This is a genomic window from Halorussus marinus, from assembly GCF_004765795.1.
In the GTDB taxonomy this organism is placed as follows: domain Archaea; phylum Halobacteriota; class Halobacteria; order Halobacteriales; family Haladaptataceae; genus Halorussus; species Halorussus marinus.
This window is the reverse complement of record NZ_SBIV01000003.1, coordinates 105,822-128,586: the sequence shown is the minus strand read 5'-3', so window position 1 is coordinate 128,586 and position 22,765 is coordinate 105,822. Positions and strand designations below refer to the sequence as shown.

Annotated in this window: 23 protein-coding genes; 3 read left to right on the top strand and 20 right to left on the bottom strand. The window is 67.4% G+C overall.

Going from position 1 to position 22,765, the window contains the following annotated elements; genetic code table 11:
• Positions 1-175: 175 nt before the first annotated feature.
• The 3 genes from EPY72_RS07445 to EPY72_RS07435 all read right to left on the bottom strand — a co-directional run bounded on the left by EPY72_RS07445 (position 176) and on the right by EPY72_RS07435 (position 2,517).
• Positions 176-811, bottom strand: coding sequence for an RPA family protein (locus EPY72_RS07445; RefSeq protein WP_134668459.1), 636 nt, complete (start codon positions 809-811; stop codon positions 176-178).
• Positions 811-1,746: a replication factor A gene (locus tag EPY72_RS07440; RefSeq protein WP_134668457.1), complete on the bottom strand. Its 936-nt coding sequence runs from the start codon at positions 1,744-1,746 to the stop codon at positions 811-813. Before EPY72_RS07440 ends, EPY72_RS07445 begins: the two co-directional genes overlap by 1 nt.
• Before the next feature lie 135 nt (positions 1,747-1,881).
• Positions 1,882-2,517: a LysE family translocator gene (locus EPY72_RS07435; RefSeq protein WP_135806016.1), complete on the bottom strand. Its 636-nt coding sequence runs from the start codon at positions 2,515-2,517 to the stop codon at positions 1,882-1,884.
• Between the two features lie 113 nt (positions 2,518-2,630).
• Between EPY72_RS07435 and EPY72_RS07430 the strand changes: the two genes are divergently transcribed.
• The 3 genes from EPY72_RS07430 (at position 2,631) to EPY72_RS07420 (ending at position 6,621) form a co-directional block, all read left to right on the top strand.
• The gene (locus tag EPY72_RS07430; protein ID WP_134668454.1) at positions 2,631-2,909 is read left to right on the top strand and encodes a DUF7091 family protein; all 279 of its coding nucleotides are present in this window, start codon (positions 2,631-2,633) and stop codon (positions 2,907-2,909) included.
• Positions 2,910-2,932: 23 nt separating this feature from the next.
• Complete coding sequence (locus EPY72_RS07425) at positions 2,933-3,964, top strand: mannose-1-phosphate guanylyltransferase (RefSeq protein WP_135806223.1); 1,032 nt, start codon at positions 2,933-2,935, stop codon at positions 3,962-3,964.
• 191 nt (positions 3,965-4,155) lie between these two features.
• Positions 4,156-6,621 carry a methyl-accepting chemotaxis protein gene (locus EPY72_RS07420; RefSeq protein ID WP_135806015.1) on the top strand — a complete coding sequence of 822 codons (2,466 nt, stop codon included), beginning with the start codon at positions 4,156-4,158 and terminating at the stop codon, positions 6,619-6,621.
• A gap of 184 nt (positions 6,622-6,805) precedes the next feature.
• Here the strand turns inward: EPY72_RS07420 and EPY72_RS07415 are convergent, their stop codons facing one another.
• From EPY72_RS07415 to ahaH, 17 genes are all read right to left on the bottom strand, one after another.
• On the bottom strand, positions 6,806-7,591 hold the full coding sequence (locus tag EPY72_RS07415; protein WP_134668445.1) for an SDR family oxidoreductase: 786 nt from the start codon (positions 7,589-7,591) through the stop codon (positions 6,806-6,808).
• 76 nt (positions 7,592-7,667) lie between these two features.
• Positions 7,668-8,150 (bottom strand): Tfx family DNA-binding protein, encoded by a 483-nt coding sequence (locus tag EPY72_RS07410; protein ID WP_135806014.1) that lies wholly within the window; start codon positions 8,148-8,150, stop codon positions 7,668-7,670.
• Positions 8,151-8,270: 120 nt separating this feature from the next.
• Entirely contained in the window at positions 8,271-8,741 is a 471-nt protein-coding gene (locus tag EPY72_RS07405; protein WP_135806013.1) for a TRAM domain-containing protein, read from the bottom strand.
• A gap of 215 nt (positions 8,742-8,956) precedes the next feature.
• A complete protein-coding gene (locus tag EPY72_RS07400; protein ID WP_134668439.1) occupies positions 8,957-9,136 on the bottom strand; it encodes a hypothetical protein in 180 nt (59 codons plus the stop codon).
• Positions 9,137-9,478: 342 nt separating this feature from the next.
• Positions 9,479-9,874, bottom strand: a complete 396-nt coding sequence (locus tag EPY72_RS07395) for a DUF6276 family protein (RefSeq protein ID WP_135806012.1) — start codon at positions 9,872-9,874, stop codon at positions 9,479-9,481.
• Between the two features lie 168 nt (positions 9,875-10,042).
• Complete coding sequence (locus EPY72_RS07390; protein WP_134668434.1) at positions 10,043-10,741, bottom strand: V-type ATP synthase subunit D; 699 nt, start codon at positions 10,739-10,741, stop codon at positions 10,043-10,045.
• A gap of 28 nt (positions 10,742-10,769) precedes the next feature.
• Positions 10,770-11,525, bottom strand: a complete 756-nt coding sequence (locus EPY72_RS07385; RefSeq protein ID WP_135806011.1) for a lycopene cyclase domain-containing protein — start codon at positions 11,523-11,525, stop codon at positions 10,770-10,772.
• A 105-nt stretch (positions 11,526-11,630) separates the two neighbouring features.
• A complete protein-coding gene (locus tag EPY72_RS07380; protein ID WP_134668430.1) occupies positions 11,631-12,380 on the bottom strand; it encodes a bacteriorhodopsin in 750 nt (249 codons plus the stop codon).
• Between the two features lie 45 nt (positions 12,381-12,425).
• Complete coding sequence (locus EPY72_RS07375; protein ID WP_135806010.1) at positions 12,426-14,411, bottom strand: bacterio-opsin activator domain-containing protein; 1,986 nt, start codon at positions 14,409-14,411, stop codon at positions 12,426-12,428.
• 93 nt (positions 14,412-14,504) lie between these two features.
• Positions 14,505-15,932, bottom strand: a complete 1,428-nt coding sequence (locus EPY72_RS07370; RefSeq protein WP_134668426.1) for an ATP synthase subunit B — start codon at positions 15,930-15,932, stop codon at positions 14,505-14,507.
• A 3-nt stretch (positions 15,933-15,935) separates the two neighbouring features.
• Positions 15,936-17,696 carry an ATP synthase subunit A gene (locus EPY72_RS07365; protein ID WP_134668424.1) on the bottom strand — a complete coding sequence of 587 codons (1,761 nt, stop codon included), beginning with the start codon at positions 17,694-17,696 and terminating at the stop codon, positions 15,936-15,938.
• A complete protein-coding gene (locus tag EPY72_RS07360) occupies positions 17,693-18,034 on the bottom strand; it encodes a V-type ATP synthase subunit F (protein WP_134668423.1) in 342 nt (113 codons plus the stop codon). The genes EPY72_RS07365 and EPY72_RS07360 overlap by 4 nt, the downstream gene beginning before the upstream one ends.
• The gene (locus EPY72_RS07355; protein ID WP_134668421.1) at positions 18,031-19,092 is read right to left on the bottom strand and encodes a V-type ATP synthase subunit C; all 1,062 of its coding nucleotides are present in this window, start codon (positions 19,090-19,092) and stop codon (positions 18,031-18,033) included. The genes EPY72_RS07360 and EPY72_RS07355 overlap by 4 nt, the downstream gene beginning before the upstream one ends.
• Positions 19,089-19,670 carry a V-type ATP synthase subunit E gene (locus EPY72_RS07350; RefSeq protein WP_134668419.1) on the bottom strand — a complete coding sequence of 194 codons (582 nt, stop codon included), beginning with the start codon at positions 19,668-19,670 and terminating at the stop codon, positions 19,089-19,091. Before EPY72_RS07350 ends, EPY72_RS07355 begins: the two co-directional genes overlap by 4 nt.
• A gap of 24 nt (positions 19,671-19,694) precedes the next feature.
• Positions 19,695-19,970, bottom strand: coding sequence for a F0F1 ATP synthase subunit C (locus EPY72_RS07345; RefSeq protein WP_134668417.1), 276 nt, complete (start codon positions 19,968-19,970; stop codon positions 19,695-19,697).
• A 190-nt stretch (positions 19,971-20,160) separates the two neighbouring features.
• The gene (locus EPY72_RS07340; protein ID WP_135806009.1) at positions 20,161-22,362 is read right to left on the bottom strand and encodes a V-type ATP synthase subunit I; all 2,202 of its coding nucleotides are present in this window, start codon (positions 22,360-22,362) and stop codon (positions 20,161-20,163) included.
• Positions 22,349-22,681, bottom strand: a complete 333-nt coding sequence (gene ahaH, locus EPY72_RS07335) for an ATP synthase archaeal subunit H (RefSeq protein WP_134668413.1) — start codon at positions 22,679-22,681, stop codon at positions 22,349-22,351. Before ahaH ends, EPY72_RS07340 begins: the two co-directional genes overlap by 14 nt.
• Positions 22,682-22,765: the final 84 nt, after the last annotated feature.

Here is a 22,765-nt window from a genome sequence, read left to right as displayed (position 1 = left end):
TGGGTTGCCATTGGGCTACTCGTAGCTGACACGCCCAGCGTTCGGGTGCTGGTACCACCCGGGCGCGTTTTCGAGCGCGGCCGCTGGGCTGTTCGGTCACCGATGCTCCGGCCGCGACGTCGTCCCTACCCCCCGGAGAGCCGGTCGGCTGTCGAATCGGCGGATCGGGCCCCGGCTACGTCTGGGGCTCGAGTTCGGTTTCGTCCGAGCCGTCGGGGTCGTTCCCGTCGGCGTCGGACTGCTGGTCTTCGAGGCTTTCGAGCGCGGCGATGGCCGTCTCGCGGTAGCGGTCGAGCGGCAGGTCGTACTCGTCTTCGACCATTCGGGCGTACTCGTTGGTCTCGTCGTCGAAGGCCTGAATCCGGTCGAGGGTCTGTTCGGCGGTCTCGACCACCCAGCGGTCGCGGGTCGCGGCGTCGACCAGCGTGATCGATTCGGGTCGCACGGAGACGTTGGTGTTCCCGTCGTCGGTCTCGTACGTCCGGGGCTTGCCCGTGATGGCGACGTACGCCGGCGGCTCCAGTTCTCTGAGCATGCTCGCGGCCTCGGGCTGGTACTGGCCCGCGTAGACGAAAAACGGGTCACCGTTCGGGTCGACCACGCGGCCCTGCCAGTACTCGCTGTCCTCGCCGACGTCTTCTGTCTCGGTGAGGGTGCCGACGATGAACACGCGGTTGGCTCGCTCGCCGGTCGGCAACAGGACGTACACCGGGGCGCGCTCCTCGTCGGACTCTTTGAACGTGTGGGTCGCGTCGTTGAACTCGTCGGCGAAGACGCGGCGCGCGACCTCTCTGGTCGGGGTTCCGCTCATTATATCGACCTCGCTTTGATGAGAACGTCCTCGGCGTCCGTCGGCCCGGCGAGGGTCTCTACCTCGTCGGCGAGGAGATACCGGCCCATCGTGGGACCGCTCACGCGGTAGTACCGCCCGAGGGTCTTCTCGCGCATCTCCTCGGCGACGACGGTCGTGTCGAGCGCGTCCATCGCCATGTCCTGGGCCTCCTGCAGGCCGATACCGGTGAACTCCTCGGTCGCCTCCTTGTCGAAGATGACCTCGTGGACTTCGAGGCCGTCGTCGAGGACGCCCTTGATCCGGAGGTCGAACTCGCCCTCGACCTCGCCGTGCTCGGAGCACCGACCGTTCTGGAGGACGCGGGTGCAGTCCTCGGCGGGACAGCGCTTGATGAGGCCGCTCCCGCTCTGGATGTCGACGAGCGCGCCCTCGACCTCGGCGGTGTCGTCGCCGACCTCGATGTCCTCGTCGGCCTCCGCGACGGTGGTCGTGCGGTTGAGCTTCACCGAGTAGTTACCCTGGTACTCGTCGGAGACGAGGTTGCCGAGGTGGTAGACCGCGCCCTCCTCGAGTTCGGGGAGGTCCGAGTCGGCCCACTTGGTGAACTTGATCGTGCCCGTCTCGTCGCCGAGCAGACCGACCTGCCCGACGGCGTCGCTCCGGGGCTCCCAGAGGTCGACGACCTTCGCGGTGAGGCTGAGCCACTGCTCGTCCTCGTCGACGTCCTCGACGGAGACCTGTTCGGAGCCGCCCCCGCCGCTCCGGATCTCGTCGCGGTCGAGGCCGGCCTCGTCGAGGTAGTGGCTCACGACGCTCCGGCGAGCCTCCTCGAGGGGGACTCGGTACTCGTTGACGAGGTTGTCGAGGCGCTGTTCGACCTCGTCGACGGTGACGTCTAGGTGCTCGGAGAACTGTTCGCGTATCTCTTCGGCGTGCTGGCGCACATCGCTCATGGGTGTATCTGTCTCCGCGTCGTTTTCTTCGGGAGACGTGCGAACGGTTAGTGCGCCATGATATAAAAAGCTCGGTGAGGCCGGAGTGAAAGTGAAACTGAAGCGCTCTGGCCCTCTGTGCCGGTCCCGCAGGGGTCACGCGTCCAGCGCCAGCGCGGCGCCGAGCGCCCCCAGCACCGACCCCGAGAGGTATCGGAGGCCGTCCGCGAACCGAGGCCGGGTCCGGAGAACGGACCGCACGCCGCCCGACGCCACCCCGACCCCGCCGAGATACAGCGCGGTCAGGGCGGCGTAGGTCCCACCGAGCGCGATCATCGCGGTCGGCGCGCCGGCCCCGGCGTCGACGAACTGCGGGAGGAAGGCCAGAAAGAACAGCGCCACCTTCGGGTTCAGGACGTTGACGGTCACGCCCCGGAGGTAGCTCCGACGGAGGTCGGGGTCGGCCCGCGAGGCGTCGGTCGCGGTCGGCACGTCGAACTCTCCGCCAGACCGGAGTGTCTTCGCACCGAGATACAGGAGATAGACCGCGCCGGCGTACTTGACCGCGGCGTACGCCAGCGCCGAGGTCCGGAGCAGGGCGGCCAGTCCCAGCGTGGCGGCCGCGGTGTGGACGAGTATTCCGGTGCTGACCCCGAGCGCGGAGGCGACGCCGCCGCGCTTGCCCGCGCTCACGCCCTGCGTGAGCACGAAGACGGTGTCGGGGCCGGGCGTGAGAATCAGCGCCGCCGCCGCGCCGACGAACACGAAGTACGAGTCGATCGACGGGAGCATCGCTGGTTCGAGGGTCGGTCTGGGTCGCCCTAAATCGTGGGGTTGGCACAATCCGTTCGATCGAGCCGATCGACGAACAAACCTTTCTACGCCCACGCCCTACATGAACCGACATGGACGACCGCCTCGAAAGCTTCCTCCGCGCCAAGCTCAGGTCCGCGGGGCGACAGGTCGCCGACGCGAAACGGGCCTACCGCGACGGCCGGCAGGCCGCGCTCGCGGACCTCCCCCAAGACGAGGAGGGCCGCGCGAAGATCGTCTGTCGGCGGTACGCCGAGCGTCGGGCCGTCTCGCTCGACGCGGCGGCCCGCCCCGCCTGCTTCGACGCCGACCACCCCGACTGCGAGGGGTGTGTCGAGGACGTTCGCGACGGACGGGTCGAGACGTGGTAGCCCGCCCGATCGTCGCGGTGGTGATGGCCGGCGGCACCGGGACCCGGCTCTATCCGGCGAGCAGGGCGGATCGGCCGAAGCAGTTCCTCGCGCTCGGCGGGTCGGAGTCGCTGCTCGCTCGGACCGTCGAGCGCGTCGGCTTCGCCGACGAGGTGTACGTCTCGACGACCGCCGAGCACGCAGACCGCGTCCGCGAGGCGGTTCCCGGGGCGGGGGTCATCGTCGAGCCCGACGCCAAAGACACCGGCCCCGCGCTGGCGTACGCCGCCCACCGGGTCCGAGAGCAACGCAACGGGCCCGCCCCGGAGACGGGCGAGCAGGGCGAGACGACCGCCGATCGGGACGGCGACTGCGTGGTGCTCTGTGTCCCGAGCGACCACGTCGTCGGCGACGGCTTCGCCGGCGCGGCCCGGACCGCGGCCCGCGCCGCAGTCGAAACGGAGGGGTTGGTCGCGTTCGGCGTCGAACCGACGCGGCCAGCGACCGGCTACGGCTACATCGAGCCGGGCGAGTCGAGGGGCGAGTACGCCGAGATCGCTCGGTTCCGCGAGAAGCCCGACGCCGAGACCGCAGAGCGACTCGTGGCCGCGGGCTGTTACTGGAACGCCGGGCTGTTCGCGTGGACGCCCGAGGCCTTGCTCCGGGCGGCCCGCGACTCGCCGCTCGCGCCGCTGGTCGAGGCCCTCGACGACGGCGATCCCGAGCGAGGGTTCCGGGCGGTCGAGCCCGTCAGCGTCGATTACGCGGTGATGGAGCGGACCGACGACGCCTACGTCGTGGCCGCCGACTTCGAGTGGGACGACGTGGGGTCGTGGGACGCGATCGAGCGCGTCGTCGAGACCGACGCCGACGGCAACGCGGTCCTCGGGGACGCGCTCACGATCGACGCCGAGGAGACGGTGGTCGCGGGCCTCGACGGCGCGCACGTCAGCGCGGTCGGCGTCGAGGGACTGGTGGTCGCGGCCGCCGGCGACCGAGTGGTGGTCGTCCCGAAAGACGACGCCCAGCGCGTCCGCGAGGTCGTCGCCGCGCTTCGCGAACAGGGGCGGTTCTGAGACGGGCGATCGAACCGGGTTCGGTGCCGTGGTGTCGAGGCTCGGGCGAGACGTCGGTCCCTGTCGCGTTCGGTCCGTCCCGACTCGATCGAGAGTCTACGATTTTCGTTCAACATGGCTGATCTGCTATCAGTATTGATAACTGCGACGAAGGTTCTATGACATACCAGTAATCAGTAATTTTCACGGGGATGGATGAACAGACGCTCAGTTTCGTACGGAAGAGCTATCTCAGAAAGTTCGCCGCGGTGGTGCTCCTCACGCTCGCGGTCGTCGCGGGCGTGGGATTCTGGATTCAGGGCGAGGTGTCGGCCCAGCTCACCGACGAGAAGCACAACGAGGCGAAGACCATAACCGAGTTGTCGGCCGATCAACTACAGGAGTGGCAGAGCGAGCGAAAGCGAACGACGCGGTTGCTCTCGGAGGGAGTCGCGGTCCGTTCGGGTGACGCCGACCGAATTCGGTCGACGTTCGAGACCGAACTCGAAGCGCTACCGGACGAGGTACACGGCATAAGCTACCTCAACACGAGTTCCGGACGGGTCATCAGCGGGACCGAAGACGAACTGGTGGGCGCCGACCTCGCCGAGCGGGGCGTTCCGTGGCTGGCGAACGTCTCGGCCCTACAGAGCGCCGACGGCGTGTTCGTGTCCGGTCCGTATCGGAGCCACAACGAGTCGACCATCGCGTTCGTCAGTCCGGTTCCGAACGCGCCCGACAGGGCGGTCCTGATCACCGTCGACCCCGGGCACGTCGCGGACCTGTTCAAGCGACCGTACGAGGGGAGCTTCACGCAGGTCGTCGACTCGGAGGGGACCGTCGTGTTCGCACAGCGGGAAGGCCGGATCCTCGATACGTACATGGGCAAAGACTCGATGGCGATGAAAAAGGGGCTCGGCGGGGAGTCCGGAGTAATGGACATGGGCCCGATGGAGGGCGTCATCGACTCGGACCACGTCATGGCGTTCGCCCCCGTCGAGGGGACCGACTGGGTCGTCCTGATGCACGTCCCCCAGTCGAGCGCCTACGCCCTCAAATCCCAGATAGAGCAGGCCATCGTGGCTCTCGTAGGCGTTTTCACCCTCGGGTTCGTCGTCGTTGGACTCACGATCGGTCGTCGAACCGCCGTCTCGCTCGACGACCTCTCGGGGAAGGCCAGCGCGATCGCCGACGGCGACCTCGACGTGGAGATCGACGAAACCGACCGCATCGACGAGGTCGGCGAGGTGATCGACGCGTTCGCGTCGATGAAAGCGTTCCTGAACACCGCCGCCGAGCAGACGAACGCGCTCGCCGCCCAGAACTTCGACGCGCCGGTGTTAGACGAGGACGTGCCCGGCGAGTTCGGGGAGTCGCTCGAGGAGATGAGCCGCGACCTCGAAACGCTCATCACCGACATCGAGCGAGCCCGCACCGAGGCACAGGAGGCCCAAGCGGAGGCCGAGGCGGTCAACGACGCGCTCGAACGGAAAGCCGTGGAGTTCCGCGACGTCATGGAGGAGGCGGCGGCGGGCGACCTCACTCGGCGGATGGACGCAGAAAGCCAGAGCGAGGCCATGAGCGACATCGCCGACTCGTTCAACGCCATGATGGACGATCTCGAGCGGACCATCGGTCGCATCCAGGAGTTCTCCGACGAGGTCGCCGACGCCAGCGAGGAGGCGAGCACCGCGAGCGAGGAGGTCGAAAACGCGAGTCAGGAGGTCGCCGAATCCACCGCGGACATCTCTGCGGGAGCGGTCGAGCAGTCAGAACACGTCGACGAGGTTACCAACGAGATGAGTACCCTCTCGGCGACCATCGAGGAGGTCGCGGCCTCAGCGAATCAGGTCGCTTCCCTCTCCGAACAGGCCGCAGAGAAGGGAGCGACCGGTCGGGAACTCTCCGACGAGGCCATGGACGAAATGGACCGCATCGAGGAGACCACGGTCGAGACCGTCGAGACCGTCGAGCAGTTGAGCGACGAGATGAACCAGATCGGTGAGATCGTGGACATGATCGACGACATCGCCGAGCAGACCAACGTGCTGGCACTCAACGCCTCGATCGAGGCCGCACGGGCGGGCGAAGCCGGTGAGGGGTTCGCGGTCGTCGCCAGCGAGGTGAAAGACCTCGCCGAGGACACCCGCGACGCCACCCAGGAGATCGGTGACCTGATAGACCGAGTACAAGAGTCGACTTCCGATACGGTCGAGGACATGCAAGAGATGCGCGACCGGGTGGACGCGGGGATGGAAACTATCGACGAGGGCCTCGGGACGCTCGAAGAAGTCGTCGAAGACGTCGAGAAGGCCAACGATGGCATCCAAGAGATCCACGAGGCCACCGAAGATCAGGCGACCACGACCGAGGAAGTCGTCTCGATGACGAGTGAAGTCGCCAGTATCAGCGAACAAACCTCCGCCGAGGCACAGAACGTGTCCGCGGCCGCAGAGGAGCAGACCGCCTCGCTGAGTCAGGTCACCGGCGAAGTCGAGACGCTCTCTGAGAAATCGCGTGAACTCGACACGCTCCTCGGGGAGTTCACAGTGGCGACCGGTGATCCCACCGTCCCATCAGACGAATCGGCCGTCGAGTCGGCCACTGAGACCGGCGACGATCGCCCGCTGGCCACTGACGGAAACGGAGTCGAGTCGGCCGAGGCCGAGGACCGATAAACAGGACGAGCCGCCGATACGGCACCCTTTGGCTCGCGGCGTCCGGGATTGATCCGCGGCTTCGGCGGGCGTTAACTCTCGGGGGTTGGTTCATCATCCAGACGGAGGATATCGCGATTCTGACGCCAAGAGCGCTCGGAGTAGCGGACCGTCGTCGACGCGTCCGCACTCGTCTCCGCCCGGGTCAGCTACGGAGGGTCCCGCCGTCGACCGGGAGCGACGCGCCGTTGACGAAGCTCGCCCGCTCGCTACAGAGGAACGCGACCGCATCGCCGAGTTCGTCGGGGTCGCCCACCCGATCCAGCGGGATGTCGGCCGCCCAGTCGGCGAGCCCCTCCTCGTAGCTGTCGTACTCGCCGCGCTCGACCCCCGCCTCGACGAGTTCGGCGATTCGGGGGGTCTCGTGAGCGCCCGGGAGCACTGCGTTGGCGCGCACCTCGGGCGCCCACTCGCGGGCTTGGGTCTTCATCAGGCCGATGACCGCGCGCCGGACCGCGTTCGAGAGCACGAGGCCGTCGATGGCCTCCCGGACGCTGGTCGAGGTGACGTTGACGATCGTGCCCGCGTCCGACTCGACGAGGTGCGGATGGGCGGCCTTCGTGAGTCGGACCACGCTCATCACCAGCAGGTCGAACGCCTCGTACCAGTCGCGCTCGGTGGTGTCGAGGAACCGTCCCGACGGCGGGCCCCCCGCGGAGGTGACGACGTGGTCGAGCCCGCCGAACTCCTCGACGGTCGCCTCGACCAGCGCCTCGACCTCGTCGGGATCGGTGATGTCGGTCCGGACCGCCACCACGTCGCCGTCGCCGGCCGCCTCGAGCTCCGCTTTCGCGTCGGCGAGTTGCTCCTCGCCGCGCGCACAGATCGCGACGTCCGCGCCTTCGGCGGCCAGCGCCGTCGCCGACGCCCGACCGAGACCGCTCGAACTCGCCGTTACCAGTGCCGAATCGCCCGCTAATCCGAACTCCATGCGAGTCAGTTCGGAACCCACCCCCAAAGCTCCCGGGGGCGTCCCGGTCGGTCGACCGCGCGCCGGCCGGCCCGGGTCACTCCGGGCGATCGGCTTCCCGCGACTCCCGGACGGTCACCGTGCCGTCGGTCGTCACGCCGATCAGGAGATCCTCCAGAATCTGGCGGTTCTCGACCGCGTCGCCGGCCTCGTCGCTCACGCGTTTCATGAGTTCGGGGGCGGCGTGGTCGACCTTCACCCCGGCCTCGTCGCAGGCGTCGTACACCCGCGAAGGCACGTCGTAGAGGTCGGTGCCGGCCTCGACGACGACTCGGACCGGCGCGCGCAGGGCTTCGGCGAACGCGACGGTCTCGCCCGCTTTCCGGACGTTCTCGCGGGCGCTGGCTTCGATGCTCGAGACGTTCGCGCGCGAGGTGCCGAGCCGGTCGGCGATGGTCGCCTGCGCGACGTCGTGTTCGCGCAACGCCAGCACGACGGCCTGACGCTGAGTCAGCACGTTCGTCTCGGCGTCGAAGCCGGCCCGGTCGAGCAACTCTTCGGGATCCGGAACGTCGTTCACGGGCGACCCTCCGAGAGGCGTCGTCGGCTCATAGTAGCGTGTATGCACTCCGTGCGAAAAAACCCGCGGCGCGAGCCGTCGTTGGGACTGTCCACCCCGAGGCGCCCCGCGAGAGCGGGATCAGCTGCCCCAGAAGTTGTCGCGGCTCCCGAGCTGGGGACGGGACGGGCCGTCTTCGTCGTCGGTCTCGGTCTCGGCGTCGTCGGCCACGTCGTCGACCTCGTCGGCGTCGGCCTCGTCGGCGTCGGCCTCCTCGTCCATCGGCAGGCGCTCGACGGGGTCGGCCTTCGCGTGACTGCCGTGGACGTTCGTGATCTCGACCTTCGCGCGGGCGTCGGGCAGAATGCCGTCGACCATCACGATGAAGCCGTCCTCGGTCCGGCCGACGCCGGCGCCGCTCTCGTGGATGTCCTCGACGTCGACGACCACCTCCTCGCCCGGCTGGACCGGCGCGGTCTTGAGTTCGGAGATTGGCTGGCTGTAGTGTTGGCACCACTCGGCACCGCCCCGGTCGCCGTAGTGTTGACACCCCATACCCTCGATCCGCTCCTGAAAGCTCGGGCAGTCGTCGGCGAGTGGACAGTCCGGCATGGTCGTGGGTAGTCGCCCGGTGGCCTAAACGTTTACGTACAACCTTTTGCTGCGGGCGCGCCCCGAGAGGCGCGCCCTTGCAAAACGTTGATGAAAAGGCCGCTCGCTCCCTCCGGTCGCTCGCGGGACAACTGCTCGATGGCGTACTGCTACCGCGCCGCGACCGCACCGCGACTGCACCGCGGCCGCGACCGCGCCGCGATCGGACCGCGGGCCTACTCGCCGGCGATCAGTAGCGTCGTGCCGCCCTTGCGTTCGAGGTAGACGTCGCCGACGTCGGGGAACCACTCGGTGACGTACTCCTCGACGCGCGCGGTCTCGACGTCCGAGACGTCGAGCATCGTCCGGTCCGATCGGTCGGTCGCGCGGTCGCCGCGGATCAGCTCTGGAGTCATACGTCTAACTTATCTGGAACTGATATGAACGTCAGCCATCCGGAGTGAAAGTGAAACTACCTGACGGGACCGAGGTCGGGCGAACGCTGGGGTCGGATACAGTGAGCCCCGAGTAGGTGAGTATCCCGAGCGCGACGAACGGGACGACGTGGAGCGCGAGGCTGATCGCGACCGCGAACGGGACCGCCGAACCGCTCCGAAGAGCAAGACGGCGATGATGACCGTCGGGATGGATGTGACCGAGAAGCCGACCAGCGTCTCGGGGTCGAACCGTGAGCCGGCCACTCTCGGGGACGCACGACCGCCACGGCCGTCCCCCCACCCGTTCGCGTGGCGAGGGGCTCAGCCGTACAGCAGTTGTTCGATCTGGGTCCGGCGCCGATCGAGGTCGAACCGGGGCTCGACGTCGGGGTCGGCCGCGAGCCGGTCGACCACGAGCAGGGGGTCGGTGCCCGCGCGCTCGACCCGCTCTAGGAGGGCTCCGATCTCGCTCCGGTAGAGCGCCAGCGAATCGAGTAGCCCGATCGCGAGCGCCATCGTCGCGCCCGCCTCGCCGTCGGGGACGGCGTCGCTGATTCCCGCGAAGTCCGGCAGGTCTGCCGGGGCGTCCTCGACCGGGGCGAGGTCGAGACACCGCGGACAGATCGCCATGCGCTCGGCGTCGTCGGGCAGATGCTCCCGGAGGTCGGTCGGGACCGCGAACGCGAGGCGCTCGATACCGCAGTTCGGACAGGTCATATCGGAGCGTCGGCGGGCGAAGTGAAAGGCGTGGTCGAAAGCGGGCACAATACCGCAGATCAGCGAGCGAAGCGAGCGGACCGAGGAACCCCCGAAGGGAGTGACGACGGTTTTTGATCGAGCGTTTGCGAGGGCGGCCCACGAGCGCGCCGCCCTCGCAAACGGTCGTTAGTCGTCGGCGGTGACGACTTCCTCGTCCTCGGCGGCTTCGGCCGCGGCGGCGGCGCGCTCTTCTTTCTCCTCTTCTTCTTTCTTGCCCTTGATCTTCTTGAGCCGGAAGATCTCCTCGCGCTCTTGCTCTTCGAGCTTCTGCTCGATGTACTCTTTGTTGTCGTTGAGATCGGGCAAGAGCTTGAACTCCAGGGCGTTCACGCGGCGCTTGGTCGTCTCGATCTCGGTCAGCATCTTCTTCATCGCGGTCTCGACCTCCGCGGCGAGGATGATGCTCTCTAAGAGCTCCTCGTAGGCCTCGGCGGCCTCGTCGATCCGGGCGCTCGTTCCTAAGACGCCGTATCCGCGCTCGTCGAGGCCCTTCCGGACCTTGCTCGACTCGATCTGGGGCACGACGACGCCCATGATGTTTTTCGACTCGGTGGTGATCTCGGGGTGTTCTTTCAGCGCGGCCGCGGCGCCTCGAACCGCCACGTCGCCTTCCATGGCCCGGGCCATGTTGATCTTCTGCTGGGCGAGTTCGTAGTCGTCCTCGAGGTCGGCGCGCACGTCCTGGGCCTGATCGAGGATGTCCATGAACTCCATGATGAGACCGTCACGCTTCTTTTCGAGCGTGTCGTGACCCCGCTCGGAGAGCTCGATGCGATCCTCGATCTGCATCAGGTTCTTCCGAGTGGGTTTGACGTCCTTGGCCATCTTGAGGGACGTTTGTTGTTCGAAGGGGTTAACCTTTTTCAGTCGCCGACGGTCGGCGTCGACCGTCGAGCACCCACGCGTACAGTAGCAAGCCCTGCACCACGAAGAGGTTCGTGACGGCGAAGAACGTCGCCTCCTCGACCGGCAGTCCCGCCAGATTCCAGCCGGTAGTGTACGCGGGCGCGAGCTCCCAGATGCCGTATCGGAGCGCGAGCCAGTCGGCGGCCCAGAGGTACGCAGTCGGGGCGCCGACGCCGATCGCGAGCGTCCGTCGCCGCCGCCAGAGGTACGGCCAACCAAAGCCCCACTGGAGCGCGAGCACCGGGCCGGCCCACGCCAGAATGGCGCCGAGATACAGCGTCGCCGGGCGCGCGAGGAGCCCGAGGCCGACGCCGCCGATCCCGAGTCCCGCCGCGGCGCCCGCGATCCGCGCCCGGCGGGTCACCGAGAGCGACTCCGAACCGGCTTTCGGCGGCCGCTTCAGGTGGTGGAGCCACAGGGCGACGAGGATCGGTTGGATCAGGATGAAGAGGTACTCTTCGAGCGGCGCGTTCCAGATCCGAACCGCGACGGCGCCGGTCCCGTACCGCCAGACGCCGACCTCGATGAGGTAGTTGTCCCACGGAATCGTGTACGCCAGCGCGACGACCGAGACGACGACCACGCCCGACGGACGGACGTCGCTCGATCCGGCCCGCCGTCGAACCGACGAGATCGCCGACAGGACGAGCAACGCGGGGACCAGCAAGGCGACGTGAAACTGGAAGTAGGTGATCGTGCTCATGGAATCGAACGCGCGAATCGGTCCGTCGGTCCTCCGAACCCGGGTGGGTCGGGCGCGGTCCCCGGCCTCACGCGGGCGAGCGAAGCGAACGAGCGACCGCGAGCCTCACGCGGCCGCGGGTTCGGGGTCGCCGCCGGCCGCGGCGGCGTCGTCGATGGCCTTGCGGCTCGACAGCAGGATGAAGCCGAAGCCGACCTTGGCGACCAGATCGAGAACCATGAAGCCGGCCGTTTCGAGGCCGAGTCCGATCACCCCGAGTCCCTCCGTGCCGACCAGCCACCAGACGGGATACACCGCCCACACCACGACGACGAGATTCCGGAGCCGAGTGAACGTCGACTGGGCCTCGGCCGACACCTCCGAGGCCTGCGAGCTCAGCGTGCCGAACAGGAAGTACAGCAACACCACGAGGAAGCCGGTGCTGACGCCCCACCAGATCAGGCGTCGAGCGCCCTCGCCCAGCGCGCCGGTTCCGGCGGCCAGCGTCGCGACCGCGCCGGTCGCGATCATCAGCATGTCGAGACCGACCAGCGTGCCGAGCTGGTTGCGGTTCGCTCGGGCCAACAGCCCGAGGTCGACGAGCAACAGCGGCGTGGTGAAAAACCAGTCGGTGTACCGCGCCCAGTAGATGTCGAGGGTCTCGCCCGCCAGTTCGACGGTCGTCAGCCCGAACCCGAGCGCCATCGCGAGGTAGTTCACGAACGCGATGGCGGTGATGAATATCGTGACGATGTAAAACTCCTGTCGTCGCTGGTCGCGTTCGTTCCAGCCCCTCGCGATGAAGTACACCATCCCGAGGAACATACCGGCGGTTCCGAGCCAGAGCCAAATCGATTCGCTACCTGGTTGTGGCATAGCACTTAGTAAATAATGCTGAAGGATAGAAAGCGACGTACCACACTAGTGTGGTATCGGGTCGAGGTCGGGGCGGTCTTCGAGAAACGCTCCGAGGACCTTTCGCTGTGCCGCGAGCAGGTGCTGGTGGAACGTCGACCGGGAGATGCCCATCGAGTCGGCCAGATCGTCGCCGGTCACCCGGTGGGGCCGCTCGAAGAACCCGCCGAAGTACGCCTTCTGGAGCGCGGTCAGTTGGCGGTCCGTGAGCCGGTCGCGGACGTCGCGGACGAACCCCCGCCCCGAGCGGTCCGACCGCTCGCGACGCCGAAACCGCGTGAGCTCGACGCCGTCGTAACGGTCCTCGAAGGCGTCGACGGCCGATCGGGCCACGGGTTCGCCGGGCGCCTCGAACCGATAGGCGACGCGCTCGTCGGTGGCGTCGAGGTCGGTCAGCCGAACGCCCAGATCCCCGAGTCGGCCGACGACGGTGTCCGCCGAGAGCGAGACCTCCGTCAGCGACCACTCGGGATCGGTGCTGACCGCGGTGATCGCCCGCACCGACGAGTCGTCGTCGACGTCCGACGACACCGCGCCGTCTGCTCCCAGAAAGAGCACGACGGTCCCGTCGGATCGGCGATTCACGCCCTCGAACTCGAACCGGCTACCGGCGGCCGCGGCGAGTTCGGTGAGGGGCGCGTTCGGATCCGAGACGGTCACTTCGACGGCCACGACCTCGTCTGCCGCCACCATTCGCTTGCTCTCGATGGCGTTGATCGCGTTGCCGGTCGCCCGCCCGACCGACGCGAGCAGGGTCGCGTCGTGGGCGTCGAACGCGTTCGAGTCGGCCCCGTACACCGTCAACACTCCGTACGTCGTCTCGCGGTAGGCGAGCGGCACCGCGATCGTCGAGCAGTCGGCCGGGTCTGAGTCCGGCGAGGCGGCCGACCCCTCGCCCGACTCGGCCGTCCCGGTTCGGACCGCACGCGCGGCCGGCGCGGCGGACGAGAGGTCGACCGACCGATCGCCGAGCGAGCGGTCGACATCGCCCGCTCGGGCGCGCGTGGTAACCTCGTCGCGAGTCCGGTCGACCCGCCCCACCCACGCGGCCGCGTATCCGGGGGTCGCCGCGACCCGCTCGCAGACCCGACGTTCGACCGCTCGACGCGACGACGCCTCGACTAACACCCGGGTCACGTCCTCGACCAGCCCCTCGACCCGGTCGAGGACGTGTTCGACCGTCCGTCGCTCGGCGCGACACTCCTCGGCCCACCGGCGCGCGGCGGTCGCGGCGCGTCGACGCCGGGTCACGTCCGTCTGGAACCCGATGTAGTGAGTGACGGTTCCCGAGCCGTCCCGGATCGGGGCGACGTCCACGCGGTTCCAGAACGGCTCGCCGTTCCGACGGTAGTTCCGGAGTTCGACCGAGACGGGCTCGGCCCCATCGATGCCCGCCCGGAGCTCTCGAACCGCCTCGGGGTCGGTGTCGGGCCCCTGCAGGAACCGGCAGTTTCGCCCCAGCACCTGCTCGGTTGAGTAGCCGGTCAGCCGCTCGAACGCCTCGTTGACGTAGACGAGCGGCTCGTCGGGCTGTGTCGCGTCGGCGACCGTGATGCCGACGGGCGCTTCGTCCATCGCGCGCTCTTTCATCGTCTCGGAGATGCCCACGCGAGCCTCGTCGCCGAGACAGTTCGCGAGCCGGCGACACAGCCGATCGACGCCGCCGTCGTGGGTCGGAACGAACGCGCCGGCGGCGTCGAGCACCGCCGCCGCGAGCGCGGGATCGTCGGCGTCCGAGAACACGACGACCGGGAGGTCGCGCTCGCGCCGGAGCCGACGTAGAAGGTCGAGGCCGTTTCCCTCGCCGAGTCGGAACTCGGTGACGACGCAGTCGGGGTCGCGCTCGCGGACCGCCCGGATCGCGGCGTCCGCCGACGCGACGACGGTCACTGCCGCGCCCGCGGCCGCCAGCCCGTCGGCGACGTCGGCCGCGGTGTCGGCCGCCGAGGCGACGTACACCACGTCTGCCCCGTCCACGCCACGCGTTGTCATACGCTAGCGTAGGACTCCTGACGTATGAACATCGGGGACGCCCGCCGGCCCGGCACCACCGCTTTCGGCGAGCGGTCGAAAAGAGATCGGTCGTCAGTCCGCCGCGACTTCTTCTGCCGTCTCGGTCTCGTCGTCCTCGGGGTAGTAGCGCTCGATGAACTCCTCGTCGATGCGGTTGAGCTCCTCTTCGGGAAGCATCCCGAGCAGGTCCCAGCCGAGGTCGAGCGTGTCGTCGATGTCCCGGTTGGTGTCGAAGCCCTGCTGGACGAACTCCGTCTCGAAGGCGTCGGCGAAGTCGAGGTACTTGTTGTCGCGGTCCGAGAGCGCCTCGCGACCGACGATGTTCACGAGGTCACGCAGGTCCTCGCCTTCCGCGTACGCCGCGTACATCTGGTCGGAGACGTCGGCGTGGTCCTCGCGGGTGAACCCCTCGCCGATGCCGTCGTCCATCAGCCGCGAGAGGCTCGGTAGCACGTTGATCGGCGGCTCGATGCCCTGACTATTGAGGTCCCGGTCGATGTAGATCTGGCCCTCGGTGATGTAGCCGGTGAGGTCCGGGATCGGGTGGGTGTCGTCGTCGCCGGGCATCGTGAGGATCGGGATCTGGGTGACCGACCCCTCGCGGCCCTCGATGCGGCCGGCCCGCTCGTAGAGCTGGGCGAGGTCGGTGTACATGTAGCCGGGGTAGCCACGGCGACCCGGCACCTCCTCGCGGGCCGCGCCGATCTCGCGGAGCGCCTCGCAGTAGTTGGTCATGTCCGTCAGGATCACCAGTACGTGGTAGTCCTTCTCGAACGCGAGGTACTCGGCGGTCGTGAGCGCCATCCGCGGGGTGACCGTCCGCTCGACCGCGGGGTCGTCGGCAAGGTTCATGAAGACGACCGAGCGTTCGAGCGCGCCCGTGCGCTCGAAGTCGTCCATGAACTCGTTTGCCTCCTCCTGAGTGATGCCCATCGCGCCGAAGATGACCGCGAACTCCGAGCCCTCCTCGTCGTCGCCGTCCGCCTCTTCCTCCGGGACGGTCGCCTGTCGGGCGATCTGGAGCGCGAGGTCGTTGTGGGGCAGTCCCGAGCCCGAGAAGATCGGGAGCTTCTGGCCCCGGATCAGGGTGTTCATGCCGTCGATGGCGGAGACGCCGGTCTGGATGAACTCCTGGGGGTACTCGCGGGCGTAGGGGTTGATCGCCGCGCCGACGATGTCGTGGCGGTCGTCGGGCACGATCTCGGGGCCGCCGTCGATCGGCTGGCCCGTCCCGTCGAGGACGCGCCCGAGCAGGTCTTCTGTGACCGGCATCTTCATCGTCTCGCCGAGGAACCGGACCGAGGCGTTGCGGTCGATGCCCTCGGTGCCCTCGAACACCTGGATCGCGACGAGACCGTCGCTGGATTCGAGCACCTGCCCGCGGAGCGTCTCGCCCTGTTCGGTCTCGATCTCGACGATCTCGTCGTATCCGATGGACTCGTCAACTTCGGCGAACACCAGCGGGCCGCTGATTTCGGTGATAGTTTGGTATTCTTTCATGGTTCAGTATTTGGCGCGGAGCTGGTCCGCGATGTCGTCTTCGAGGTCGGAGATGTACTCCTCCCAGTCGTCCTGCACGCCCATGCGGTTGAGCCGCGGGACGGCGTCGATGTCCTGGATCTCCTCGACCGGGACGCCGGCGTCGAGCGCGTCGAACGCCTCGTCGTTGAACGTCTCGATGGCGCCAAGCATGGCGTAGGTCTTCTCCGGGGAGCAGTAGGTGTCGACGTCGTGGAACGCGTTCTGCTGGAGCCACGACTCCCGGATGTAGCGGGCGACTTCGAGCGTGAGCTGCTGGTCTTCGGGCAGGGCGTCCTTGCCGACGAGCTGGACGATCTCCTGAAGCTCGCCCTCCTCGTCGAGCACGTCGACGGCCCACTGACGCCGGTCGGGGAAGTTTTCGTCGACGTTCTCCTTGTACCACGGGTCGAGCTGGTCGGTGTACAGCGAGTACGACTCGTCCCAGTTGATCGAGGGGAAGTGACGACGCTCCGCGAGGTCGGCGTCGAGCGCCCAGAAACACTTCACGATACGCAGGGTGTTCTGGGTGACCGGCTCGGAGAAGTCGCCGCCGGGCGGGCTGACCGCGCCGATCGCCGAGACCGACCCCTCGGTCCCGTTGATGTTCTGGAAGTAGCCGGCGCGCTCGTAGAACTCCGAGAGGCGCGCGGCCAGATACGCCGGGTACCCCTCCTCGCCGGGCATCTCTTCGAGCCGGGAGGAGATCTCGCGCATGGCCTCGGCCCACCGGGAGGTGGAGTCGGCCATCAGCGCCACGTCGTACCCCATGTCGCGGTAGTACTCCGCGATGGTGATACCGGTGTACACGCAGGACTCACGGGCCGCGACCGGCATGTTCGAGGTGTTGGCGATGAGGCAGGTCCGAGACATCAGCGGCTTGCCGGTCACCGGATCCTCCAGTTCGGGGAAGTCGTCGATGACCTCGGTCATCTCGTTGCCGCGCTCGCCACAGCCGACGTAGACGACGATGTCGGCGTCGGCCCACTTCGCGAGCTGGTGCTGGGTGACGGTCTTGCCCGAGCCGAACGGGCCGGGAATCGCGGCCGTGCCGCCCTTCGCGATGGGGAACAGGCCGTCGAGGATGCGCTGGCCGGAGACGAGCGGCTCGGTCGGCGTCTCCTTGCGGGCCGCGGGCCGGGCCTCGCGGACCGGCCACTCCTGGTGCATCTGGATCTCCTCGCCGTTGTCGAGTTCGACGACCGTCTGCTCGACGGTGTAGTTGCCGCTCTCGATCGCGACGACGTCGCCGCCCTCGTAGTCGGGCGGGACCATCACCTTGTGGTCGATGCTCTCGGTCTCGGGGACCGTCCCGACGATGTCGCCGGGTTCGACGTGGTCGCCCTCGTCGACCTCGGGCTCGAACGCCCAGGTCTTTTCGAGGTCGATGCCGGGCGCGTCGACCCCGCGGTCGAGGAACGCGCCCATCTTGTCTTCGAGGACCGCCAGCGGGCGCTGGACGCCGTCGTAGATGGAGTCCAGCATTCCGGGGCCGAGGTCGACCGAGAGGGGTTCGCCCGTGTTCTCGACCGGCTCGCCCGGCGCCACGCTCGACGTCTCCTCGTACACCTGAATCGTCGACAGGTTGCCTTCGATCTCGATGACCTCGCCCATCAGCCCTTCTTCGCCGACGTACACGACGTCGTTCATCCGGGCCCCGAGGTCAGTGGCGGTCACGACCGGTCCACTTACGCTCTCGATGACGCCGTCCTCGCGGACGGTGTCGGTTTCGGTTGCTTGGCTCATTCGTTGTCACCGTTTTCGTCTTCGTCCATAAGGTCGATACCGATTGCGCGCTTGATCTTCTCGCGGAGTCCGCCGCTGCCCGCGCCGCCGCCGATCGAGACCATCGTCGGTTCGACGCTCGTCTCGACCTCGTTGCGGACCTGCCGCGACAGGCGATCGAGGTCCTCGTCGTGCATCACGACGATACCGATCTCCTCGTCGTCGAGGACGCGGTTCACCGCGTCGTCGAGCTCCTCGTCTTTCCGGTCGTCCGGAACGTTCTCGAACTTTCGAACGCCGGCGAGCCGGAATCCGGTGGTGAACTCCGGGCTGCCGACGACCGCGATCTCCTGGCTCATAGTATCACCAGTTCGTCTTCGATCTCCGTCTCGGTCAGGCCCGCCTCGCGGCCGCGAGCGATGGCGCGGATGTTCTCGACCTCGCGCTCTTTGGCGAGGATGTACGCGAGGACCGGACAGACCGACAGCGGGAATACGTGCGAAAGGTGGTTCGAGTACTCTAGCAGTGCAGCGTCTAGTGCGTGTTCGAACCCGATGAGGCTGTCGGCTCGTTCGAGCTCGTTCAGCGCATCCGAGAGGTCGTCGCCGTAGCTGCTGTCACGGACGAACGTGACGAGTTCGTCGACGTTCCCCGACAGTTGGGCCACGTCCGACGCGTCGAACAGGTCGCCGCCCTCGATGAAGTAGTCCTCGGGGTCGATCTCGGCCCCGCTCCGGGCGATCCGGAGCGCGTTACGGACGTTCCGGAAGTCGATCTCGGCCTGCAGGAACTCGGCGTACAGCTGGGTCGCGCGGTTCCCGGACTTGGTGGCGCCCTCGATCAGACCCTCGTAGTACGTGCGGTCGGCGGCGTTTTCGAGCGGGATCAACACGCCCGACTCCTCGTAGTCCTCGAACGCGGCGGCGAGCGGCTCGCCGTAGCGCGTGCCGTCGAGCAGTTCGACGGCGTCCTCGATGGAGCCGGCCTCCGCGAGCCGGTCGAGGAACTGCCGGTCGAACTCGCCGGCGTAAGTGAAGTCCTCGGCGATGGTCTCGCTGTCGGCGCCCGAGTAGATCCCCCGGAGCGCGGTCTTGACGTTCCAGGCGTCGAACTTCCGGAGGTACCGGGCGATGAGGGTGTAGAGCCGGCCCTCGGCCCAGTCGAGCAGGTCCTCGAAGTGCTTGGCGAGGTTGCGGTTGAGCGCGTACTCGATCAGATCGACGCCGTCGTACCGAGAGCCAAGCGCGTTGATCTCGTCTTCGTACTCCGTCTCCTCCATGTACCGCGCGATCTCGCCGGGGCCCATCCGGATGAGCTTCCGGTAGTCCTCCTCGGCGAACAGCTTCGCTCGCCGGGCTCGGACCCGGGCCGAGACGTACTCGTAGTTCGAGGGACCGCCCGTCTTTTCTACGCTCATTGCTCGAAGAGACGGCCGCTGATGTCTTGGAGGTTGTCCTCCCAGACGCTTTCCAACACCGAGTCGAAGGTGTTGTTCACGCGGAGTCGAGACTCCTGGCTCTCGACGACGACGCCGCCGAGGCAGTCGTACTCGCCGGCGTACTCGTAGCCGTCGTAGTCGGCGACGATGTCGGTGAGCAGTTCGTCGTCGTCGGGCTTGCCGTACACCCGAACCGTCGCACCGTCGTCGAACTCCTCGGCCGCCGCGTCGAGGAGTTCGCGGGTGAGCGCCTCTCGGTCGTCGCCGCCGAGAGTTGCGAGTCGCTCTTCGACGCTCTCGCGGACGTCCTGCAGGACGTCTCGGCGGGCTTCGAGGCGCTTTTGCTTGGCCTCCAGCTTGGCGCTGGAGAGTTTCTGCTCGCGCTCCTGGGCGATCGTCTGTTCGGTTTCGCGTTCTTGCTCCGCGAGTATCTCCTCGGCGTCGGCTTCGGCCTCGGAGACGATTTCGGCGGCGCGTTCGTCGCCCTCCGAACGAATCTCCTTCGCGCGCTCGCGGGCTTCGTTTCGAATATCCTCAACTACCGTGTCCAGACTCATTGATGAAGAGGGGAAAGGGTGCGTTTAACCGACGATGAAGACGACGACCAGCGCGAGGATCACGAGCGTCTCGGGCAGGACCGTCATGATGAGGCCCGTCCCGAAGAGGCTCTCGTCCTCGGCGATGGCGCCGATGGCCGCACTACCGATACCGCGCTCTGCGTACCCCGCGGCCAGCGCCGCGAGACCGACCGACAGCGCGGCGGCGGCTTCGGCCGTAAACGCCGGGCCGCCGCTGGCGGCGCCGTCTTGAGCGAGCAGTACACTGCTTTCCACGAACGCGAGTACAAATTCGTACATAGGGTTTTGTCTCCGTTTGCTCTCGTAACCGGACAGTCGTATTTGCCGTCACTGCCATCATAAAGCTTCCCAAAAGAGTTGACGAGCGGGGGCGTCTCGGCCCTTGAGCCGGTTTTGTGATACCAAATGACAATGGAAAAGACACGGGGGGAACCGCCAACGCAGAGTCGATCGGAGAGCGGCGGGGGAGTCAGTCCTGCGTGGTGTACGTCCGTTCGTACCCGAACGGCTCGTACTCGTCGCCGCCACCCTCGTAGAACTTCCCGAAGAACTCGACGTACTCGAGACGCACCGCCTGCAGTCCGGCGCTGGTGATCCCGAGCGCCAGCACCAGCAGGTGGCCGACGACGAGCACGACCAGCCCGCCGAGCACGCCGGCGATGCCCGAGTGCATCAGGCCGGGGAACATGATGGAGGCCGCCTCGTAGTGGTCGAGGACGTACTGCGGACCGTAGTCGATCATGAAGTGCCACTCGGCGCCCTCCCCGTGGTCCACGGAGTACACGCCGAAGAACAGGAGGTTGACCACGAAGGCCATCCCCGCCTTGGCGAGCAACACCGCGGCGATCCGGGTGTACGACAGCGCGTCCGAGAGGACGCTCAGGCTTTCGAGCGCGCCGATGACGATACCGGGTCCGCCGAAGTGCTTGAACTCGCCGGCGACGTAGAGCACGAAGCCGACCGCGCCGATGGCGAGTCCGACGGTCCCGATCACGGGCGAGAAGCCCCCGAAGCCGAGCGCGAACGGTTCGCCGTCGAAGACGGTGAACAGGAAGCCCGGCTTCATCGTCTCGGCCTGCGTGCTGAAGATCCACGTCCAGATGCCCGCGAACAGCAGGACCCACGAGCCGCTCTCGAGGACGGCGTCGGTGACGCTGTGTTGTAGGTTCTCGACGAAGTCGAGAACGTATCCGACGGTCATGTGGAGCAGGCCGACCAGGATCGAGACGACCATCCACGTCAGCGCGAACTCGCCCTCGATCGGCTGGAGTCCCTTCTTCATGGGCGGGTGGCCGCCCCAGACGAGTTCGCCGAGCTGGTGGAGTCCGAATATCTCGCCGTAGAGGACGCCGAACAGCGCGGTGAACCCGCCGGCCCATATCGCGATGCCGCCGAGGCTCTTGAGCGCCGCGCTGTCGAAACTGCGGTACAGCCAATAGCCCATCCCCATGTACAGGAGTCCGTAGCCGAGGTCACCGATCATGAACCCGAAGAACGCGGGGAACGTCAGGAACAGCAGCGCCGTCGGGTCGAACTCGGAGTACTTGGGGCGGTTGATCGTCTCGACGAGCAGTTCGAACGGCTTGAACGCGCCGGGGTTGTCCTGGACGACCGGCGGCTGGTCGTCGCCCATCGTGACCTGTCCGCCGTCGGCCGCCACGTCCTCGTCGGCGATCTCCTCGCGGGCGGGCTCGTCGCGCTCGACTTCTTCGGTGTCGTGGGCGTTGCCGTGGCGGTCGTAAGCGGCGCGTTCGAGCTCGTCGACCTCGACGCGGTCGCCGACTCGATCGCCGAGCGCGCTCGCGAGTTGGGTGTACCGGTCGGTCGGGATCCAGCCCTCCGCGACGAACGCGTTCTCGGTGGTCGCGAAGTTGAGCGGCGCCTCGGCCTTCTGGACGTCGATAGAGAGCTTCTCCTCGGCGGCCAGCAGGAAGCCGGCGGTGTCGAGGCGGAGGTTCTCGAGTTCGCTCTCGACGCTTTCGAGCTCGGTTTCGAGCTTCTGGCGCTCGTGTTCGAGCTCCTCGACGTACTCCTCGGGGCTCCCCTCGGCGTCCGGGACCGCGAGTAGCGCGAAGTCGACGCCGACCAGCGCCTCGTCGAGCGCGTCGTCGCCCGCGTCCGACTCGGGGTAGGCGAACACCGCGATCGTGTCCGACCCCGCGAACACGTCGAACTCACGCACGTTCTCGTCGGCTTCGAGCGCGAGACGGACCTCGTCGGCGTCGCCCTCGCCGACCGCGACCTGAACGGCATCGTAGCCCGAAAGCAGGTCGAGATCGATACCGAGGTCCGCGAACGGCGCCATCGAGTCGATACGCTCCTCGACTTCCCGGAGCTGGGTTTCGAGCTCGCTCCGTCGATCGTCGAGTTCGTTCACCTCGGTGCGGACCGATTCGAGTTCGTCTTCGAGGGCCTCGTCGGTGACGATGCGGCTCGGTCCGGCGTCGGCCTCGTCGAGGTCGAGCATGCTCTCGAGCGATCGGACGGTGACGAGCTTGTCCGACGCCTCGTCGGCGCCCTCGATCGGCGCGCCGGGCTCGAACCCCTCCCACGAGCCGTCGTAGTCCGAGAGATGCACCAGATTCAGCTCGTGGACGGTCTCGATGACGTCGTCCATGACGGCGCGCGAGCCCGTCACGGACACCTTGCTCATTCGTTCAGGTCTGAGCATGCACCGCCTCCTCGAACAGGTCGACGACGTAGTCGGTTACTTCCTCCTCGTTCTCTCGGGCGTGGGTTTCGAGCTCCTCGCGCTCGGCCTCGCCCTCGGCGAGGATGTCTTCGCGCTCGGCCTCGATTTCCTCGCGAGCCTCGGCGACCCGCTCCTCGTGGAGCTCGGACGCCTCTTCGTCGGCTTCGCGGCGGATCTCCTCTGCTTCCTCGCGTGCTTCGGAGATGCGCTCGTCGCGGGCCTCCTCGGCCTCGGCGACGATTTCGTCGGCCTCCGTCTCGGCCTCCTTGATTCGTTCGAGAACCTCTGGCCTCGGCATACTAATCACGCGAAAGTTGCGGGAGCGCCTATAAACTACTTGCGGAACGACCTACGGTCCTTTGGCGCGACCCCGCGAGCGAAG

What these genes read in the sequence shown, in the direction of transcription:
- EPY72_RS07435 (WP_135806016.1), bottom strand. Translation starts at nt 2,517, where the DNA reads ATGCTCCCGTCGATCGACTCGTACTTCGTGTTCGTCGGCGCGGCGGCG.
- EPY72_RS07440 (WP_134668457.1), bottom strand. Translation starts at nt 1,746, where the DNA reads ATGAGCGATGTGCGCCAGCACGCCGAAGAGATACGCGAACAGTTCTCC.
- EPY72_RS07385 (WP_135806011.1), bottom strand. Translation starts at nt 11,525, where the DNA reads ATGAGCACGATCACCTACTTCCAGTTTCACGTCGCCTTGCTGGTCCCC.
- EPY72_RS07400 (WP_134668439.1), bottom strand. Translation starts at nt 9,136, where the DNA reads ATGACTCCAGAGCTGATCCGCGGCGACCGCGCGACCGACCGATCGGAC.
- ahaH (WP_134668413.1), bottom strand. Translation starts at nt 22,681, where the DNA reads ATGCCGAGGCCAGAGGTTCTCGAACGAATCAAGGAGGCCGAGACGGAG.
- EPY72_RS07375 (WP_135806010.1), bottom strand. Translation starts at nt 14,411, where the DNA reads ATGACAACGCGTGGCGTGGACGGGGCAGACGTGGTGTACGTCGCCTCG.
- EPY72_RS07345 (WP_134668417.1), bottom strand. Translation starts at nt 19,970, where the DNA reads ATGTACGAATTTGTACTCGCGTTCGTGGAAAGCAGTGTACTGCTCGCT.
- EPY72_RS07360 (WP_134668423.1), bottom strand. Translation starts at nt 18,034, where the DNA reads ATGAGCCAGGAGATCGCGGTCGTCGGCAGCCCGGAGTTCACCACCGGA.
- EPY72_RS07420 (WP_135806015.1), top strand. Translation starts at nt 4,156, where the DNA reads ATGGATGAACAGACGCTCAGTTTCGTACGGAAGAGCTATCTCAGAAAG.
- EPY72_RS07340 (WP_135806009.1), bottom strand. Translation starts at nt 22,362, where the DNA reads ATGCTCAGACCTGAACGAATGAGCAAGGTGTCCGTGACGGGCTCGCGC.
- EPY72_RS07380 (WP_134668430.1), bottom strand. Translation starts at nt 12,380, where the DNA reads ATGCCACAACCAGGTAGCGAATCGATTTGGCTCTGGCTCGGAACCGCC.
- EPY72_RS07395 (WP_135806012.1), bottom strand. Translation starts at nt 9,874, where the DNA reads ATGACCTGTCCGAACTGCGGTATCGAGCGCCTCGCGTTCGCGGTCCCG.
- EPY72_RS07415 (WP_134668445.1), bottom strand. Translation starts at nt 7,591, where the DNA reads ATGGAGTTCGGATTAGCGGGCGATTCGGCACTGGTAACGGCGAGTTCG.
- EPY72_RS07445 (WP_134668459.1), bottom strand. Translation starts at nt 811, where the DNA reads ATGAGCGGAACCCCGACCAGAGAGGTCGCGCGCCGCGTCTTCGCCGAC.
- EPY72_RS07430 (WP_134668454.1), top strand. Translation starts at nt 2,631, where the DNA reads ATGGACGACCGCCTCGAAAGCTTCCTCCGCGCCAAGCTCAGGTCCGCG.
- EPY72_RS07365 (WP_134668424.1), bottom strand. Translation starts at nt 17,696, where the DNA reads ATGAGCCAAGCAACCGAAACCGACACCGTCCGCGAGGACGGCGTCATC.
- EPY72_RS07350 (WP_134668419.1), bottom strand. Translation starts at nt 19,670, where the DNA reads ATGAGTCTGGACACGGTAGTTGAGGATATTCGAAACGAAGCCCGCGAG.
- EPY72_RS07425 (WP_135806223.1), top strand. Translation starts at nt 2,933, where the DNA reads ATGGCCGGCGGCACCGGGACCCGGCTCTATCCGGCGAGCAGGGCGGAT.
- EPY72_RS07390 (WP_134668434.1), bottom strand. Translation starts at nt 10,741, where the DNA reads ATGGCCAAGGACGTCAAACCCACTCGGAAGAACCTGATGCAGATCGAG.
- EPY72_RS07405 (WP_135806013.1), bottom strand. Translation starts at nt 8,741, where the DNA reads ATGCCGGACTGTCCACTCGCCGACGACTGCCCGAGCTTTCAGGAGCGG.
- EPY72_RS07355 (WP_134668421.1), bottom strand. Translation starts at nt 19,092, where the DNA reads ATGAGCGTAGAAAAGACGGGCGGTCCCTCGAACTACGAGTACGTCTCG.
- EPY72_RS07370 (WP_134668426.1), bottom strand. Translation starts at nt 15,932, where the DNA reads ATGAAAGAATACCAAACTATCACCGAAATCAGCGGCCCGCTGGTGTTC.